Here is a 19,055-nt window from a genome sequence, read left to right as displayed (position 1 = left end):
GTTTTTAAAACCTGTGAGGTCTTAATTGTATATAGTTTTAAGAGCTACAAGATAACATAGAGCAACCTACTTTGTTTCTCGCCCATTCTGGTCTTTTTGCAAACCATTTTTCGTTTGCTGGCTGCTCTGAATATGGTTTCTTTAATAGTTGAAATAATTCATCAATTAAAGTATAATTTCCTTTATCCGCTTCATCAATTGCCATTTGAGACATGTAATTTCTAAGCACATATTTAGGATTTACCAAATTCATTTGTTCTTTTCTTTCTTCGGATGAAAGGCGTTCTATAGCAAGTCTATCAGCATATTTTTTAAACCAAGTATTCCATCTGTTTTCTACTTCTTCAGAAATATTTTCTAAATCGTAAAAAGCATTTTCTATCAATTTGAAACCTGATTTCTCCTCCGTAAAATCACTTAAATTTCTAAAGAAAATAGTCATGTCTGTTTCTACCAATTGCAAAGTATCTTCTAATTCTTGTATCAATTTTAAATCGTCTTCATCGGAAGAAATCAAGCCTAACTTCGATTTCATCATCTGTAAAGATTGCTTTTCAAAATCGATTTTATATTGCTCTAAGATTGCATTTAACGGTGCTATTTCTTCAATGATCGGATACAATGCATTTGCCAATTGATACAAGTTCCATAAACCTATATTTGGCTGATTTCCGTAACGGTAGCGTTTGTGTTGACTATCGGTTGTATTTGGTGTCCAGCCAAAATCGAAACCTTCTAACCATCCGTAAGGTCCAAAATCTATGGTTAAACCTAAGATAGACATATTGTCCGTATTCATTACTCCGTGTACAAAACCCACACGTTGCCAGTCGATAATCATTTTTAAAGTACGCTCAGAAACTTCCTTAAAAAAGTTGATATAACTTTCTTTTGATGTAGCTCCTAAATGCGGAAAATGATGTTTGATAGTATAATCAACTAACTTCTTTAAATTCTCGGTGTCTTTTCTAGCTGCAAAAATCTCAAAACTACCAAAACGTAAAAAACTCGGAGCAATTCTAGAAACAATGGCACCTTTTTCATACGCGGGATTTCCATCATATAAAACATCACGTAAAACTTGATCTCCAGATAAACTTAGAGACAGAGATCTTGTAGTTGGCACGTTTAAATGGAACATGGCTTCTGCGCACAAATATTCTCTTACGGATGATCGTAAAACCGCCAAACCATCTGCAGTTCTAGAATACGGAGTTTCGCCTGCACCTTTTAATTGTACTTTCCAGTTCTTATTTTGATGTTCAACTTCAAATAAATTAATGGCTCTTCCATCGCCTAATTGTCCTGCCCAATTGCCAAATTGATGTCCGCCATAACACATAGCAAATGGTTTTGTTTCTGGATAAATTTCGTTACCGGTAACAATGTTTTTAAAAAATTGTGATTTTAAATCTTCTTCAGAAATATTTAATTCAGCAGCCATTTCAGGAGAAACATGTAAAACTTTTGGTTTTGCAGTTTTCTTAGGGTTAGCAAAAGAATAAGCTGCGTTTTCTACTTGTCTTCTTGAGTTCTCTAAATTAGAATCTGAAGGCAATTCTGTGGTAAAAGTTTCTTTTATATTTAGTTTTATCATAATGTATCAATCCATTTCAAAAGATTTTTATCAGAAGGATTTCTTAATTTTTTATCCTTAATAGTAATTGTAGGGGAATTTAGTTTTCTATTTTCATACAAGTTACGTAATTCTTCTGCAAAAAGTTCATTCTTTTTTACATCTAAAAACGCGTAATCTAAATTACGCGTTTCTAAAAATGTTTTATAATATTGGGTTTTATGGCAGCTTTCTGTGCCAAATAGCTTTATCATTTTATTTACTGAAAAAGGATTCCTGCTTGCGCAGAAATGATAATATCACTTCAATTTATCGGCATGTAATTTTCTCAATTTAGCCAATTTGGGTTCAATTACAAAACTACAGTATCCTTGTTGTGTGTTTTCTCTATAATAATTTTGATGCGCTTCTTCAGCTTCATAAAATATAGGTAATGCAGTTAATTCAGTAACAATAGTATCTGTATAATACGGTTGAATTTGTTTCAACACTTCTGTTGCAATTTTTTGCTGATTTTCATCATGATAATAAATCACAGAACGATATTGAGTTCCTCTATCTGCACCTTGCTGGTTCATTGTAGTAGGATCATGCGTAGTCATAAAAACGACCAAAATATCCTCGTAAGAAATGATGTCTGCATCAAAAGTAATTTGAATAACTTCTGCATGACCTGTTAAACCAGAACAAATTTCTCTATACGTAGGTTTGCCCGGAGCAGTGCCACCAGCATAACCAGAAACCACTTTTTCTACGCCTTTTACTTCTTGGAATACAGCTTCTGTACACCAAAAACATCCACCACCTACAGTGGCTATTTGTAAATTTTTATTCATTTATATGTTCCTTGTTATTTAGACGATACCAATAATCTCGATGATTGTGAGATTCCTCTTCGTTTAGAATGACCTTAGATTATTTTTTAAATTAAATTATTTTTTATCAATAACCATCGATTCAGAGTTAATACAATAGCGCAAACCGCTTGGTTCTGGACCATCAGGAAAAACGTGTCCTAAATGTCCATCGCACGTATTGCACATCACTTCAACTCTAACCATACCAAAAGAAACATCTTTATGATATTTTATGGCATTTTCTTTAATAGGTTGCGTAAAACTTGGCCATCCAGAACTAGAATTGAACTTTATAGTAGAATCAAATAAAGGCGTATTACAACAAACACAGTTATATTGGCCTTCATCATAAATACTACACAGAGCACCAGAATTTGGTCTTTCTGTTCCTTTTTGTCTTGTAATTCTAAATTGTTCTGCCGTTAATTTAGCTCTCCATTCCTTTTCGGATTTCTCAACTTTTTTATCTGGAGTTGGATTTCCTTTTACACTAAAGTTGATAATTTCTTTCCAAGTAAGCATATTTGTTTCCTTTCTTTTTAAATTAATACTATAATGCTATCGGTTTTTTTAGACATAAAAACACTTGTTACCTTACAAATAATTGTTAATTTGTGAGCCGTTGAAAGCAAAACATAAATTTACGACCAATAATGATAAAGTAGCAGAACGAATGATCATTTCTTCCTATTTATTTATAAAATAATTTTACAATGAAAACATTAATTGTTGCTGCAGAAAAGCACGTTTTTAATTTATTAAACAAAGAGTTAGATGCTGCTTATGTGTATCATAATATTACACATACGCAAAATGTTGTTGCTTATGCGATAGAGCTTGCAGAAAACTTAGAGGTTGATGAAGTTTCTAAAGAGAATTTACAACTTGCAGCATTGTTTCATGATACTGGTTTTATAAAAGGAGCTACAAATCATGAAGAAGAAAGTGTGAAAATTCTTACACACTTTTTAAAAGATAAAAATATTGAAGCAGAAAGGGTAAGGGTGATTTCTAAGCTGATATTAGCTACTAAAATGGGGTATAAACCTGATAATGATTTAGAGCGAATTATGATGGATGCAGATTGTGCTCATTTAGGCAGTAAAGGTTTTGAAGACAAATTAGAGTTGTTAAGAAAAGAATGGGAAAATATAGAAAATAAGAAGTTTTCGGATACAAAATGGATTACATTAAATGTCGATTTTTTAACTCAAGGACATCGTTATTATACAGCCTATGCATTAAAAAAATGGAGTAAAGGAAAAGAGAAAAATCTATCAAAATTATTAAAAAAACAACATAAAGTAAAAGACGATTTAGTAAAGTTTAAACAGAAAAAAGAGGCTTTAAAAATTAAAAAAAATAAAAGTGAAGTGCCCGAAAGAGGCGTGGAAACGATGTTTAGAGTTGCTTTAAAAAACCATATGACGTTAAGTAATATTGCAGATACAAAAGCCAATATTTTACTTTCTGTAAATGCTATTATTATTTCTTTAGCAATGTCTAATTTAATACCAAAATTAGATAAACCATCTAACAGTTATTTAATTATACCTACTATTATATTTGTTCTTTTTACAGTGGTTTCTATTGTATTGTCTATTTTAGCGACAAGACCAAATGTAACAAGAGGTAAGTTTACCAAAGAAGATGTTGCTAATAAGAAAGTAAATCTTTTGTTTTTTGGAAATTTTCATCAAATGAAATTGCCCGATTTTGAATGGGGAATTCAAGAGATGATGCAAGATAGAGAGTATTTGTATAGTTCTTTAACGAAAGATTTATACTTTTTAGGACTTGTTTTAAATAGAAAATATAAAATTTTAAGAATTACGTATGCTGTTTTTATGACAGGTATTATAGTAACTGTAATTGCATTTGCCATTTCTTTTAAAATGCAAGCAGCATAGTGTTATTGTTTAATTTTATGTCAGAAAATAATGGAAAATAAGACGTTTTATTACAATTGTTTCAAATGTATAAAATGTCTTATCGTGTTAAAATTAAGCTTCTATTTCTTTAATTAAATCATTAAAAGTAATTGTTTTGTTTTGGTTAAAATCTTTTTGATATTTAACTTCTACACGTAATGCTTTTAATCCGGAGGCACCTTGCAAATCTTCTAATTCTAAAAATTCTATTTTACCTAACTGATTTTTAGATTGTAAATAGTTGATGTATTTAATGTACTCTAGTGCATCTTTATCTTGAGAATATACAATGGCAATTTTTCCAGGAACCGTTAAACGATCGTTTGTTCCTTTTAGGTTTGCTTTGTCAATTCGCTTTTTAATAATTTCGTATCTAATATTGTAAGCACCATCTACATCAAACTGCTTTTCATCCATTCTAAATTTGATAGCCATTGCGTTGCTATGTACCAGAATTAAAGATGCAACTTGTAAATCATGTTTCATGTTTTTACGCTCATAAAATGCTATATTTTCCATTTCATAAGTAGTTTGCAATTGCCATAAACGAAGGTTGTACAGGTACAAATCGTCAAAAGTTTTACTCTTTGTTATAGATTGTCCAATATACATATTGTACTCTACACCATCTGTTTTGTATCGCTCAAAATAATGAGGAAACATCTCTTGTGCTTGCTTTTGTTTGTTGTCTAAGAACTGAGCTAATTTATCATTTAAGAGGGTTACACTGTTTTCGTACTCTTTTCTTTTCTCATAAACCACCTTTAGGTTTTTATCTAAACGATTCATATATACACTTACTTTCTGAGAAAGTTCTGTACTAATATTATTAATATGATTAAAAACAGGGTATATTTCTCTACTTAAAAAATCTAAAATACTTACTTCATCACCAGCATTTAAACCTTTTTTCACATCGTTTAAATAAGATGCTACTCTAAACATTAACTCATTATAAATGGGTAATTTTTCTGTTTTACAAGCGTCTTTTAGTACCGTAATTGCTAAGGTTAGTTGCGTGGTTAAATCTTCTTGAATTGCTTTATTTCTAGCAATAGAAGATCCTTTAATATCACTTTGACCAAACAATGGATATACGTTATTAAACACAATTTGATCTAATTTTGCGTCTCTATTTGTTTGTCTTTCTGCATGGTATTTTTCTGCAGCTTCATAAAAACGCCATTTTACAGAACTATGTATAGAGGTATAGTTCTCTTGGATAGTAGCTTCTAAAACATTCTGACGCTCTTCTGAAGTTCTTTTTACAGCAGCTTCAAAAACAGGAATAATATCCTTTAATTTATTGATGTTTACAGAGTTTAAATCGTAGGCTCTTGGAGATGCAATTTCTAACAATGCTAAATCTCCATTGTCTGTCGCTTTGATGGGAATTAGTATAATACTCTGAATTCCATTTTCTTGAAGGTTCTTAGAAAAAAGATTATGATTTGTTTTTACTCCATAATCGGCTACATCAGAAATAATAAAAGTTTCATGGTTTTTAAAAACTTTTTGCATTATTGTGTTGCAAAAGTAACCTGAATCACAATTAATTTCTGAACTATGATTTAATATTAAACTGTGAGATTTATTTACCTTAGTTTCACAAACTTTGGTATTAATATTGTCAAAAAAAGAATAGCCTAGCTTTAAATCTTTTATACTATAAAAATCTCTTAAGTTGCTTTGTAGTTTTGGTATTAAATCTTGCCCACCTTCTAATAGATTTGCTTTTATTGATGAAAGCATTTCTTCGGAAGTAACATCGAACAAACTAATAATACCAAAGCCTTTAAAAATATAGCTATTTGGAGGGAATTTTTCTTTCCATAAGTCTATATTATCAAAATTATTAAGTAATTCTTTAAAATCTTGTTTTGTTATTTTTGGTGCATTTTCTGTAGCTTTAACTTCAGAAAAATCTGCATTAAAAGTAGTTCTGTAATATTTTATTGTTCCGGTTGTATTGTCTGGGATGTCAAAATAAAAGGGTCTTTTTACATCTACATTAAAATCATAAACGTAGCTTAAAATAAATGTACATGCCATAATATACATACCGCCATCCTCAAAATTACGAACATTTAATTCGAAATTTTCACCTGCATTCTTAATAATTTTTTCAAAACGATCTGTAAATTTAAAAGAAGTAAAAGAGAAAGGAATACTTGCTGCTTTTATTTCATTTAACAATAAAGGTTCTGGAAATAAAGGGTTTAGTAGTAAGTCTATTTGCTCTTTATATTTTTCTAATAAAGTATAGTCTGAAAAACCATCCTTTAATTCTGGATGCTTGTTAATAAGTTGTACCATTTCTTTAGCAGAACTATGGTACGGATGTTTTGCATATTCTATATCCGCATACTTTTTAAACAAATTAAAAACCTTGTTAAAAGATACGTTTAGTTGTAATGGTAATTCAGTTTCAGAAACTAACCTCGATTTAATAATTTTCATGCCTTATAAAAGAAAAATATATTACAATATTACTAATCAATTAGACGTATAAAGGTAACAAAAGTTACAGTATATTTCTATTTCTGTCTAAAATATATAGTAATTGGTACTCCAGAAAAATCGTAAATGTCTCTTAATTTGTTTTCAAGAAAACGTCTGTACGAATCTTTTACATATTGCGGTAGGTTACAGAAAAATACAAATTGTGGTGTTTGTGTAGGCAATTGTAAACAATATTTAATTTTAACAAACTTTCCTTTTATGGCAGGAGGTGGAGATGTTTTAATAATCTCTAACATTGTTTCATTAAACTTACTTGTTTGTATTTTAGTCTTTCTTTTTTGAAAAACTTCTACAGCTGTTTCTATTGCTTTAAACAAACGTTGTTTTGTTAAAGCAGAAATAAATACAATTGGCACGTCTGTAAATGGTTCAATTTGTTTTCTAACCATAGCTTCAAAATCTCGCATGGTGTTGGTTTCTTTCTCAACTAAATCCCATTTGTTAATTAAGATAACAATCCCTTTTCTGTTTTTCTCTGCCAACCAAAATATATTTTGATCCTGACCTTCAAAACCACGAGTAGCATCGACCACTAAAACAATCACATCAGAATATTCTATGGTACGTACTGCACGCATTACAGAATAAAATTCTAAATCTTCTTTTACACGAGATTTTTTACGAATCCCGGCAGTATCTACTAAATTAAAATCGAAACCAAAACGATTGTATTTTGTATCAATTGAATCTCTTGTTGTACCCGCGATATTGGTTACAATATTTCTATCTTGACCAATTAAAGCGTTTATAAAAGATGATTTTCCTGCGTTAGGTCTTCCAACAACAGCAAATCTTGGTAAAGCTACTTCTTCTAAATCTACTTCTTCTGGAGCTGGCATTTTTTCTGCTAACGCATCTAATAATTCTCCAGTTCCACTTCCATTAATAGAAGCAATTGTATAGTATTCTCCTAAACCTAAGTTATAGAATTCTATAGCGTCTGGTTCACGCATTGCATTATCTACTTTATTAACTACCGTAAAAATTGGTTTTTTAACCTTGCGTAAAAGTTTCGCAACTTCCGCATCCATAGGTGTAATTCCGTCTTCTACATTTACTACAAAAACAATTAAATCTGCTTCTTCTATGGCAAGATTTACTTGTTTTCTAATTTCACCTTCAAAGATATCATCAGAACCCGTAATATATCCACCAGTGTCTATCACAGAAAATTCTTTTCCATTCCAGTCAGATTTTCCATAATGTCTATCTCTTGTAACTCCGCTTACAGAATCTACAATGGCTTCTCTTCTTTGCACCAATCTATTAAAAAGCGTTGACTTTCCTACATTTGGTCTTCCTACAATGGCAACAATACTGTTCATCTCTATTGAAAATTTTTGCAAAGATACAATTTAAGGTTGTAAGAAAGATGCTAAAAACAAAGTCTTTAAAACAGCAAAAACCAGCAAATTGCTTTGCTGGTTTAATTTTTTAAAAATTAATTGGTAATTAGTTGTTTTCAAAAATAGTTATAGTACCACTATCTTCATTAGAAACTACTAATAAATCTTTACCTGTAGGGCTATCATCTGCAGAAATAACTAACAATCCTTCTGGAGCTTCATCACCAGAATGAGAAAGGATTTGTAAGAATTGAGGAGCCGTTGGGTTGGTAATGTCATAGACTAAAACTTGATCGTTTCTTTCTAAACCTACAAATAAAATGTAACGTTGGTTGCCAAGGTTTAATACTTCTACGCTTTCTGGTTCTGCTCCTTTATCATCACTTCTTTTATCACCATCATTAAATCTATCTGGAGTTTGGGCTAAAGTTTCTGTTGCAATGCTATTTCCACTATCATATACTAAACTTCCGTTTGCAGACCAAATACTAAAAGAACGGGCTCCATAACTAAATAATTCTTCTACTTTACCATCATTATTTGCATCTCCTAAAGTGGTAGTCGTTTTTAATCTACCTAAATTTATTTTGTTTAAATAATCATTAGATGCAGGAAAAACGGTTTCATCTAAAACTAAATCATCCATTCTAACTTCTTCGCTAAAACCATCATAGTCTCTAGAATCTCCTTCGTTTGCAGAAATCACATACTCTGCACCATTAATTTTTACTGACACAATTGCATCTGGCATATAAATACCTTTTACTGGCCAGTTTTTTAGTTCTGTAACATCATCTTTATCACTTGCATCTATAGAATTGTTTGCTAAAGAATAATCTTTATAACCTAAGGGATAAATTTCTTCTATGGTTTTTGTTTGAAGATTTATTTTTGCAATTCCGTTGTTTTCTTGTAACGAAACCCAAGCGGTTTTAGAATCTTCTGAGATAGCAACATATTCTGGTTCTACGTCTTTAGCCAAGTCTGCGCCAGGGCCAAAAACTCTAAATCCTTTACTTTCTAAAGCTGCTTCTTGATTGTTAAAACTAGTAAATCCTAAAGTAGTTACGGTATTGTTTTCTAAATTAATGATACTTACACTTCCTTCCGGATCGTTTGTGTAATCATCACTAGGCTCTCCTTCATTTGCAGAAACAATTGTTTTTCCGTCAGGAGAAAACTTAACCATATCTGGCAAAGCACCAACTGTATATTGGTTTAATAAAGAGTTATCTGCAGTACTGAAAACTAATACTTTTCCAGGATTTTGTTTTATGTGATCTTCTACAGCAACCGCTAATTTTCCTTCGGAAATGGCAACACTGTTTGGAGAACCATAAGAACTTAAATCTATAGATGTTTCTCTTATCGGTGCGCTTAAATTACTAATGTTGTTTACAGAAATCTCATCCGATTCTACATTAACAGTAAAAAGTTTTTTTGATACTTTATCAAAGGCAGTAATTTCTGAAGCACCTTCGCCACCTACATTTATAGTCGTTTTATGTGTAAAATTAACAGACGTGTCTACGGGTGATAAATTTGGTTCTGAATTATTTTGGCAACTTACTATTATTGATAATAAAGTTACTAAAATAAGTTTTTGTAAAATTTTCATTATTTGGTTTTTATTTTTGTGCAAAAATGCTTCCAAATATTGAAATTAATGTTAAGCTAATTATAAGTAAATATTAGTGTTTTAGTCTATTTGTAAAGAAATAGGTTGTTTATTAGGTGAAATTTGATTGATTTGTTAACAAAACGTAATTTTTGATTACATTTAAAAAATAATACCAAACTAATGAATGTTCAAGAAAAAAGAAATAGTGATTTTTTTTTACGTCCAAGATTTTCTATTGATATAAAAGAGAATCCTGATGAATTACTACAAAGAATTACAACGTATCTAAAAAGTGATGCTTGTATATATAGAAGTAGAGTAGCAGAAAGACATGTTTTTATTGATATTCCAGTAAAGAAGAGTCATTTTTGGTCGCCTCAATTGCATTTTGAGGTAGAAGAGGTTGATGAAAATTCGTCTACGTTAAAAGGATTATTTGGTCCAAAACCACAAGTTTGGACTCTTTTTATGTTTGTCCATTTTGTGGTGGCAACGTTGTTTTTAGGTTTTGCAGTTTTTGCTTATGTAAAACATCGTTTAGGAGAAAGTTTAATCTTTCCTATTGCAATTTTGGTGGCGCTTCCTTTAATATGGTTATTGTTGTACTTTTTAGGAAGTATAGGGAAAGAAACCGGAAAAGGTCAGATGAAAGAATTACACGATTTATTAATAACTATTATTGAGCAATAAAAAATTAGTTTAAATTCCCGTTACTTATTAAAGTAGAATATAAGTAGCGGGAATGATAATTTTAATAGCAATCTTTATGCTATATAAAGGAGTGTTCTTTTATTAACTTTGATTATATCCAAATCGTTTTAATTGCGTTTTATCGCTACGCCAGTTTTTGTTGACTTTTACATACAATTCTATAAAGACTTTTTTCTCAAAGAATTTTTCTAAATCTTTTCTTGCCTCAGCACCAACACGTTTTAGGGCAGATCCTTTATGACCAATAATAATACCTTTCTGAGTTTCTCTTTCTACCATTATAATAGAACGAATTCTTACAATGTTTTCTTCTTCTGTAAATTCTTCTGTTTCTACTTCTACAGAATATGGAATTTCTTTTTTGTAATGCATTAGAATTTTTTCTCTAATTTTTTCATTTACAAAGAAACGTTCTGGTTTGTCCGTTAATTGGTCTTTCGGATAAAAGGCTGGTCCTTCTGGCAATAATTCTTTTATTTTTTCGAAAACTGCAGGTACATTAAATTTTTCTAGTGCAGAAATTACAAAGACTTCTGCATTGGGTACTTTATTTCTCCAGTACTCGATTTTTTCTTCAACTTCATCTTGCGAAGACTTATCAATCTTATTCAATAATAAAATAACAGGAATTTCACTATGGATGATTCTTTTAAAGAAAGCTTCATTTTTTAATTCTTTCTCGCCAATTTCTACCATATAGATTAGTATATCTGCGTCTTCGAAGGCAGATTTTACAAAATCCATCATAGAAGATTGCAGTTCGTAGGCAGGTTTTAGAATACCAGGAGTATCTGAAAAGACTATTTGAAAGTCGTCTTCATTTACTATTCCTAAGATTCTATGCCTCGTTGTCTGTGCTTTAGATGTGATAATAGATAATTTTTCACCTACTAAGGCATTCATCAATGTTGATTTACCTACGTTAGGATTTCCGATAATATTTACAAAACCTGCTTTATGCGTCATGATGCAAAGGTAATTCCTTTTTATATTTGATTAGAATTTAGTGTATTAAAAAATAATTAAAAAAAAGATCTAAAATAATTTGGTCAGTACTTTAAATAAGTCGTATATTTGCACCCGGAAATAACGGGTCGAGTTTATGAGTCGAAAGTTAAAAGCTAAGAAGTTATTTTTGAAATTACAACGCGGGATAGAGCAGTAGGTAGCTCGTCGGGCTCATAACCCGAAGGTCACTGGTTCGAGTCCAGTTCCCGCTACTAAGTATAGCAAGGCTTCACAGAAATGTGAAGCCTTTTTTTATTACAATAGGTACAGAATTAGTTGATTTTCAAAACTGAATTACTGCCGCTAATAAATACTTGCATTTGGTTTTAAGTTAAATTATTTTCAAAGCATCTCTAAAAAAGATATTGGACTGGACGCATCAACACAAAAAGTTTTTAAGTAAAACAGCAGAAGAAAGGTTTTGGATCAAACATTATTTCTGGGGAGCGTTAAAAATTATGCATATAATTTAGTTAGTCTATAGAGGAAGAATTTGACATCTCTTACACCTCTAAATTGTGTTCTAAATTCCTTTATTTTAGCATTAAAAGATTCAGCAGAAGCATTTGTACTTCTATTATTAAAGTAGTTTAGTATTGCATCATAATGTATTTGTATAGATTTAGCTATGGTGTTGAAGGATTTAAATTCTGATTTATGTACCTTATCATACCAATGTGCTAATTTTAATCTAGCTACATTTTTATCTGAATTTGTTTCAAAAATATATCTTAATCCCTGTGAGAGATTATATGCTTTCTCAATGGTTGGATATAACTGAAATAGTATTTCTGCTCTTTCAATTTGTCTTGGTGTCCACTTAGTTTTGGATTTAAATAATAAATACCTACTTCTAGCGAGCAACTGTCTATGAGTATCTCCGTTTCTAAGAAGTTCTGGTTGATAGTGTTTATCTGTTTTTTGAGCTTCTGATATTGCTTTATTTTCCTGATCTATGATTTCCCATCTTAAACGAATACGTTCTTCTTGCACCGCTTCTGAGGCTAGTTTTTGAACATGAAATCTATCAGTTACAATGTCTGTTTTCGTGAAACATATTTTAGCAATTAAATTCATATTTCCAGCCATATCTACAGTAACTTCTTTAACCATGTTTTGTCTTTCTCTTGAAATTTTATGAATCACATCAATGACATCCTGAGCTTTGGTACCCTTTACAATAGCGACTATACTTCCTTTTTTACCGTTGGCATTTTTATTGGTTAAAATAGTATAAAGCTCACCATTGGATAGAGAGGTCTCATCTAAGCTTAAATATTTACCTAAATTCTTTGGGTATAGTAACCAATTTTCTGCGTGGTCTTTTTGAGTCCAATCATTGAAATCACTTAGATGGTTTTTGTATTGATGTTGTAAGGTTTTACTGTTAATTCTGTAGTAATCTCCAAAGCGCTTAGAGCTCACAGCATGATTATTAAGAGAGTTCTTTTAAAAAAGAGGCAAACTCCTTAGTTATACGAGTGCCTTTAGCTACTAAATTCCAATCTCTTTTTATGATTTTACCGGTATCAATAAGTGTCCAACGTCTTCTTTTTATATGGAGTAGTACCGGTTTGCCTCGAAGGGGGAAATCTTCTATGGTTATTTCAGATAAGAAACCTTTTGATTGTGCTATTTCAGAACGGTATTCTTGTGGAAGCATGTTTTTTTCTTCTAAATAGAAGTGGGTTTGATTATCAGTGGTAATATCTGCTACAATATCAAAATATTCTAATAGCCCTTCGGGCAACAAATAACGGGCTAATTCTGTATTCAAAATCTAATTACTTTTTTTCCAAAGATAAGATTCTCCCCAACAATTATTCTTGATCCGAAGAACTTTGACTTTAATTAATTCTATTTAACAGTGGCATTTTTTTGGAACTATGTTTTTTACTGTCTAAATAGAAGTGAGTTTAATTATAGGTAGTATTATCTGCTACAATATCAAAATATTCTAATAGCCCTTCGGGCAATAAATAACCGGTTAATTCTGTATTCAAAATCTAATTACTTTTTTTCCAAGAGAATATTCTCCCTAGGTTTTATTCTTGATCTAGAAGGCTAAAAGATCTACTAAATTTATAGCAGAAAAGCCTAAAAGTATTTTCATTGAAAGGAATGAAATAAGAGAGCATTTCGTTGCTCATAAAATCAATAGAAAATTGAATTATTAAGGGTGTAAAGTTCACCTAAATAATCGTTTTAGTTTTTCTGATTTTTTAATCTACTTCCTGTCTATTATAAGAGATAATCTGAAATTTCTCTTTATTAATAGGGACATTTGCATATTCTATAATACATCATGCACGTTTTTTGTTAGTAGCTTATTGTGTTTAAAAGTAATTTTATTACTCGATAAAAGGCTTCAGAATTATAAACTGTGTTAAGCCATTTTTTTTAACTTAAAACAAGAAGGTTTGTATTATTTAGGATTAGACATTGGGAGTTCTTCTATAAAAGCGGCTTTAGTAGAAGTAGTAACAGGAAAAAGTTTAGGAGTTGTACAAGAACCAAAAGAAGAAATGGGCATGTTTGCTCAAAAAAATGGATGGGCAGAACAAAAACCAAACGATTGGTGGCTACATATTTGTAACGCAATCACGAAGCTGAAAAAAGAATACAATATAAGTAGAACCCAAATAAAAGGAATCGGTATTTCATATCAAATGCATGGTTTGGTGTTGGTTGATAAAAAGGGAAATCCGCTTCGTAAAAGTATTATTTGGTGCGATAGTAGAGCTGTAGAAACAGGTAATAAAGCTTTTGATGAAATAGGCGAAGAAAAATGTGCTTCCAATTTATTAAACTCTCCAGCCAATTTTACCGCATCAAAATTAAAATGGGTTAAAGAAAATGAGCCGGAGATTTACAGTCAGATTCATAAATTTATGTTACCCGGAGATTATGTAGCTTATAAATTTTCAAACAAAATAAATACTACTATTTCAGGATTATCAGAAGGAATCTTTTGGGATTTTAAGAACGATACCATTGCGGATTTTCTTTTAGAATATTATGGAATTGACAAATCTTTAGTGCCAGATATTGTAGACACCTTCGGAATTCAATCTTTAGTAGATGATAAAGGAGAAGCAGAAAGTGGTATTGCTGCAGGAACTCCAATTTATTATAGAGCAGGAGATCAACCTAATAATGCCTTGTCTTTAAACGTATTTAATCCTGGAGAAGTTGCGGCAACAGGAGGAACATCAGGAGTGGTATATGCCGTTACCGATAGTTTATCAGCCAAAGAAAGCTCAAGAGTAAATAATTTTGCGCACGTAAATTATCAAAAAGGAGCAGCCCCAAGAATTGGTAAATTATTGTGTATCAATGGAGCCGGAATTCAATACAGATGGCTACTAAATAACTTGGCAGTGGATTCTTATGAAGAGATGAATAATTTGGCTTCCGAAATTCCAGTAGGTTCAGATGGTGTTTGCTTAATTCCTTTTGGAAATGGAGCTGAAAGAATGTTGAATAATAAAGAAATTGGGACTCGTATTGTAAACATGAACCTTAACAATCACCATATAGGACATTTATGTAGAGCAGCCCTAGAAGGTATTGCGTTCTCTTTTGTGTACGGAATGGAGATTCTAAAATCAGACGGAATTAAACCTAGTGTTATTAGAGCGGGTAATGATAACTTATTTCGTTCAGAAATTTTTGCAAATACAGTGGCCACTTTAATAGAACAAGAAATAGAAATCTATAATACAACAGGTGCTATTGGAGCAGCGAGAGCGGCAGATTTACATAAAGGCGATTTTGAAGCTTTTGGAAAAGCAATTATGGACAATGATCACGTAATGACATTTATGCCTTTTAAAGATAAAAAACCATATCAAGAAGCTTATAATAATTGGAAAAAAGAATTAGAACTCGTATTAAATAAATAGTATTTGGGCGTTCCCTAAAAAGGTCGGGCTTTTCATTCCAATCTTTTTATTCGTACCTCAAAAAAAGGATTTCCACTGCAATCCCTAACGCAAAAGCAGTATAGAATACAATTACACGATTAAACACATAAACAATTAAACAATTTTAAAATGGCAAGTAAAGAATATTTTAAAGGAATCAACAAAATTCAATTCGAAGGTAAAGAATCAGACAATCCGTTAGCATTTAAATACTACAACCCAGATCAGGTAGTTGCAGGAAAAACAATGCGTGAGCATTTTAAATTCGCTATTGCATACTGGCATACATTCTGCGGACAAGGTGGAGATCCTTTCGGACCAGGAACACAAAATTTTGCATGGGATCAGGCAGCAGACCCAATTCAAGCAGCAAAAGACAAAGCAGATGCCGCTTTTGAGTTTATTAACAAAATGGGTTTTGATTATTTCTGTTTTCATGATGCCGATTTAGTGCAAGAAGGCGCAACCTTTGCAGAATCAGAAAAAAGATTAGATACCATTACAGATTACATTAAAGGAAAAAAAGCAGAAAGTGGCGTAAAATTATTATGGGGAACAGCTAACTGTTTTTCAAATCCACGTTACATGAATGGAGCTTCTACCAATCCAGATTTTGATGTTGTTGCAAGAGCTGGTGGTCAAGTAAAATTGGCGATAGATGCAACCATTAAATTAGGTGGAGAAAATTACGTTTTTTGGGGAGGAAGAGAAGGTTACATGTCTTTATTAAACACAGATATGGGACGTGAATTAGACCACATGGGTCAATTCTTAACCATGGCAAGAGATTATGCAAGAGCACAAGGTTTTAAAGGAACGTTCTTTATTGAACCAAAACCAATGGAGCCAATGAAACATCAATATGATTTTGATTCAGCTACAGCAATTGGTTTCTTAAAAGAATACGGTTTAGACAAAGATTTTAAATTGAATATTGAAGTAAACCACGCTACTTTAGCACAACATACTATGCAACACGAAATGGCAGTTGCAGCCAAAGCAGGAATGCTAGGAAGTATCGATGCAAACAGAGGAGATTACCAAAATGGTTGGGATACAGATCAATTTCCAAACAACGTTCAAGAAGCAACAGAAGCAATGCTAGTTTTCTTACAAGCAGGAGGTTTACAAGGAGGTGGAGTTAATTTTGATGCAAAAATCAGAAGAAACTCAACAGATATGGACGATGTTTTCCATGCACATATTGGAGGAGCAGATACATTTGCTAGAGCATTAATTACTGCAGATAAGATTTTACAATCTTCTTCGTATAATTCACTAAGAGAAAAAAGATACAGCTCTTTTGATGGCGGAAAAGGAAAAGATTTTGAAGCAGGGAAATTAGAATTAAAAGACCTATATAACATTGCTCAAGAAAATGGAGAATTAACATTACAAAGTGGTAAACAAGAGTTGTTTGAGAATATTATCAATCAATATATCTAAAATAAAAAAAAACCTTTCAGATTTAAAAATCTGGAAGGTTTTTTTATAGAATTAAATTTTGAAAAAAATGAACAAAAAAATAGACCAACAATCAGCAGATAATATTAGAGCATTATGTGTTGCCATGGTAGAAAAAGCAAATTCTGGACATCCAGGAGGACCAATGGGAGGTGCAGATTTTATGCACATCTTATATTCAGAATTCTTTAATTTTGACCCTTCAGATATGACTTGGGCTTTTAGAGATCGTTTCTTTATGGATGCAGGGCATTTATCAACCTTAATGTACGCACAATATTATCTTTTAGGGAACTATGAAAAAGACGATGTTGCCAACTTTAGACAATGGGGTTCAATCACTCCTGGTCACCCAGAAGTGGATGTAAAAAGAGGAATTGAAAATACCTCAGGACCTTTAGGACAAGGACATACTATGGGTGTGGGTGCAGCAATTGCAGCAAACTTTTTAAAAGCACGTTTTGGAAATTGGATGGATCATAAAATTTATGGTTTTATTTCTGATGGTGGAGTTCAAGAAGAAATTTCTCAAGGAGCAGGAAGAATTGCAGGGCATTTAGGCCTAAGTAATTTTATCATGTTCTATGATTCTAATGACATTCAATTATCTACACCTACAGATGAGGTTACTTCGGAAGATACGGAGATGAAGTATAAAGCTTGGGGTTGGAATGTTGTTACTATTGATGGTCATAACCATGATGAAATAAGAAAAGCCTTAAAAGATGCAAATGCCGAAACAGAAAAACCAACACTTATTATTGGAAAAACAATAATGGGTAAAGGTTGTGTTACTGCAGATGATAAAACTTTTGAAGGTGAATGTGAATTACACGGTCAGCCAATTGGAGCAACAGGAGCAGATTACACAAAAACCTTGTTACATTTAGGTGCAAATCCAGAAAATCCTTTTGATATTTATGAAGACGTAAGTGTTTTTTACAAAGATTTATTAGATAGAAAAATAGTAGAAGCAAGAGATAAAAAAGCAGATATTTCTATTTGGAGAGAAGCAAACCCTGAATTAGCAACAAAATTAGATTTCTTTTTATCAGGAGAATTACCAGAATTAGATTTTGAAGGAATTGAACATAAAGCGGGCTTAGCAACAAGAGCCGCTTCTTCCGGAGTTTTAGGATATTTAGCAGAAAAGGTAGAAAACATGATTGTTTCTTCTGCAGATTTATCAAATTCAGACAAAACAGATGGATTCTTAAAGAAAACACATGCACTTAAAAAAGGTGATTTTTCAGGATCCTTTTTACAAGCAGGTGTTGCAGAATTAACGATGTCTTGTATTGCAAACGGAATTGCATTACACGGAGGAATTATTCCTGTAGTGGCAACTTTCTTTGTGTTTTCAGACTATATGAAACCAGCAATTCGTTTGAGTGGAATTCAAGAATTAGGTGTAAAATATGTGTGGACACATGATGCTTTTAGAGTTGGAGAAGACGGACCAACGCATCAACCTGTAGAGCAAGAAGCGCAAATTAGATTGTTAGAAAAATTGAAAAACCATAGCGGAAATCCTAGTTTCATGGCTTTACGTCCTGCAGATTCTGCAGAAACAAGCGTTGCTTGGAAAATGGCGTTAGAAAATAAAAACACACCAACAGGTTTAATTTTATCTAGACAAGGAATTAAAGATTTACCAACAAAAGGAGCATCATCAAGATATCAAGAAGCATTAGCTTCTGAAAAAGGAGGTTATTTGGTAAAAGAAGTAGCAAATCCAGATGTTGTTTTAGTTGCAAATGGTTCAGAAGTAGCAACTTTAGTAGCTGCAGCAGAAATTTTAGAAGCTAAAAATGGCTTAAAAGTAAACATTGCTTCGGTAATTTCTGAAGGAGTTTTTAGATTACAATCTAAAGAATATCAACAAAGTGTTATTCCTAAAAACAAACCATTATTCGGCTTAACAGCAGGTTTACCAGTAAACTTAGAGGGTTTGGTTGGAGATGCAGGTAAAGTGTTTGGATTAGACCATTTTGGCTATTCAGCGCCAGCAACCGTATTAGACGAAAAATTTGGATTTACCGGAGAAAAAGTAAGTCAACAAGTATTAGCATATTTAAAAACAGTATAAAAT

At 31.8% G+C, this 19,055-nt stretch carries 15 protein-coding genes and 1 tRNA gene; 6 read left to right on the top strand and 10 right to left on the bottom strand.

What is annotated here, in order from left to right:
- Positions 1 to 37: 37 nt before the first annotated feature.
- The 4 genes from JOP69_RS09970 to msrB all read right to left on the bottom strand — a co-directional run bounded on the left by JOP69_RS09970 (position 38) and on the right by msrB (position 2,955).
- A complete protein-coding gene (locus JOP69_RS09970) occupies positions 38 to 1,594 on the bottom strand; it encodes a YdiU family protein (protein WP_203394323.1) in 1,557 nt (518 codons plus the stop codon).
- Positions 1,594 to 1,830: a glutaredoxin domain-containing protein gene (locus tag JOP69_RS09965; RefSeq protein ID WP_203394312.1), complete on the bottom strand. Its 237-nt coding sequence runs from the start codon at positions 1,828 to 1,830 to the stop codon at positions 1,594 to 1,596. The genes JOP69_RS09970 and JOP69_RS09965 overlap by 1 nt, the downstream gene beginning before the upstream one ends.
- A gap of 45 nt (positions 1,831 to 1,875) precedes the next feature.
- Positions 1,876 to 2,412, bottom strand: coding sequence for a peptide-methionine (S)-S-oxide reductase MsrA (gene msrA, locus JOP69_RS09960; protein WP_203394313.1), 537 nt, complete (start codon positions 2,410 to 2,412; stop codon positions 1,876 to 1,878).
- A 96-nt stretch (positions 2,413 to 2,508) separates the two neighbouring features.
- A complete protein-coding gene (msrB, locus tag JOP69_RS09955) occupies positions 2,509 to 2,955 on the bottom strand; it encodes a peptide-methionine (R)-S-oxide reductase MsrB (protein ID WP_203394314.1) in 447 nt (148 codons plus the stop codon).
- Between the two features lie 191 nt (positions 2,956 to 3,146).
- On the opposite strand from msrB, the gene JOP69_RS09950 reads away from it, so the two are divergent.
- Positions 3,147 to 4,343, top strand: coding sequence for a Pycsar system effector family protein (locus tag JOP69_RS09950; RefSeq protein ID WP_203394315.1), 1,197 nt, complete (start codon positions 3,147 to 3,149; stop codon positions 4,341 to 4,343).
- Positions 4,344 to 4,436: 93 nt separating this feature from the next.
- Here the strand turns inward: JOP69_RS09950 and JOP69_RS09945 are convergent, their stop codons facing one another.
- The 3 genes from JOP69_RS09945 to JOP69_RS09935 form a co-directional block, all read right to left on the bottom strand.
- A complete protein-coding gene (locus JOP69_RS09945; protein ID WP_203394316.1) occupies positions 4,437 to 6,824 on the bottom strand; it encodes a GAF domain-containing protein in 2,388 nt (795 codons plus the stop codon).
- A gap of 77 nt (positions 6,825 to 6,901) precedes the next feature.
- A complete protein-coding gene (gene der / locus JOP69_RS09940) occupies positions 6,902 to 8,212 on the bottom strand; it encodes a ribosome biogenesis GTPase Der (protein ID WP_203394317.1) in 1,311 nt (436 codons plus the stop codon).
- A gap of 127 nt (positions 8,213 to 8,339) precedes the next feature.
- The gene (locus tag JOP69_RS09935) at positions 8,340 to 9,851 is read right to left on the bottom strand and encodes a choice-of-anchor I family protein (RefSeq protein ID WP_203394318.1); all 1,512 of its coding nucleotides are present in this window, start codon (positions 9,849 to 9,851) and stop codon (positions 8,340 to 8,342) included.
- 183 nt (positions 9,852 to 10,034) lie between these two features.
- Between JOP69_RS09935 and JOP69_RS09930 the strand changes: the two genes are divergently transcribed.
- Positions 10,035 to 10,544 (top strand): GTP-binding protein, encoded by a 510-nt coding sequence (locus tag JOP69_RS09930; RefSeq protein WP_203394319.1) that lies wholly within the window; start codon positions 10,035 to 10,037, stop codon positions 10,542 to 10,544.
- Positions 10,545 to 10,646: 102 nt separating this feature from the next.
- Here JOP69_RS09930 and era read toward each other — a convergent pair whose 3' ends face one another.
- Positions 10,647 to 11,531, bottom strand: a complete 885-nt coding sequence (gene era, locus JOP69_RS09925; protein ID WP_203394320.1) for a GTPase Era — start codon at positions 11,529 to 11,531, stop codon at positions 10,647 to 10,649.
- Between the two features lie 181 nt (positions 11,532 to 11,712).
- Between era and JOP69_RS09920 the strand changes: the two genes are divergently transcribed.
- A tRNA-Met gene (locus JOP69_RS09920) sits at positions 11,713 to 11,785 on the top strand.
- Between the two features lie 244 nt (positions 11,786 to 12,029).
- Here the strand turns inward: JOP69_RS09920 and JOP69_RS09915 are convergent.
- Both JOP69_RS09915 and JOP69_RS09910 read right to left on the bottom strand, forming a co-directional pair.
- On the bottom strand, positions 12,030 to 12,998 hold the full coding sequence (locus tag JOP69_RS09915) for a transposase (protein WP_252191102.1): 969 nt from the start codon (positions 12,996 to 12,998) through the stop codon (positions 12,030 to 12,032).
- Between the two features lie 10 nt (positions 12,999 to 13,008).
- Positions 13,009 to 13,350 carry a transposase gene (locus JOP69_RS09910; protein ID WP_203394321.1) on the bottom strand — a complete coding sequence of 114 codons (342 nt, stop codon included), beginning with the start codon at positions 13,348 to 13,350 and terminating at the stop codon, positions 13,009 to 13,011.
- Between the two features lie 643 nt (positions 13,351 to 13,993).
- On the opposite strand from JOP69_RS09910, the gene JOP69_RS09905 reads away from it, so the two are divergent.
- The 3 genes from JOP69_RS09905 to JOP69_RS09895 all read left to right on the top strand — a co-directional run bounded on the left by JOP69_RS09905 (position 13,994) and on the right by JOP69_RS09895 (position 19,052).
- Positions 13,994 to 15,478, top strand: a complete 1,485-nt coding sequence (locus tag JOP69_RS09905; RefSeq protein WP_203394322.1) for a xylulokinase — start codon at positions 13,994 to 13,996, stop codon at positions 15,476 to 15,478.
- A 150-nt stretch (positions 15,479 to 15,628) separates the two neighbouring features.
- Positions 15,629 to 16,945 carry a xylose isomerase gene (gene xylA, locus JOP69_RS09900; protein WP_215602577.1) on the top strand — a complete coding sequence of 439 codons (1,317 nt, stop codon included), beginning with the start codon at positions 15,629 to 15,631 and terminating at the stop codon, positions 16,943 to 16,945.
- A 67-nt stretch (positions 16,946 to 17,012) separates the two neighbouring features.
- On the top strand, positions 17,013 to 19,052 hold the full coding sequence (locus JOP69_RS09895) for a transketolase (protein WP_203394789.1): 2,040 nt from the start codon (positions 17,013 to 17,015) through the stop codon (positions 19,050 to 19,052).
- Positions 19,053 to 19,055 lie beyond the last annotated feature (3 nt).

This window comes from Polaribacter sp. Q13, assembly GCF_016858305.2.
GTDB lineage: Bacteria > Bacteroidota > Bacteroidia > Flavobacteriales > Flavobacteriaceae > Polaribacter.
This window is presented reverse-complemented; position numbering and strand designations above follow the sequence as displayed.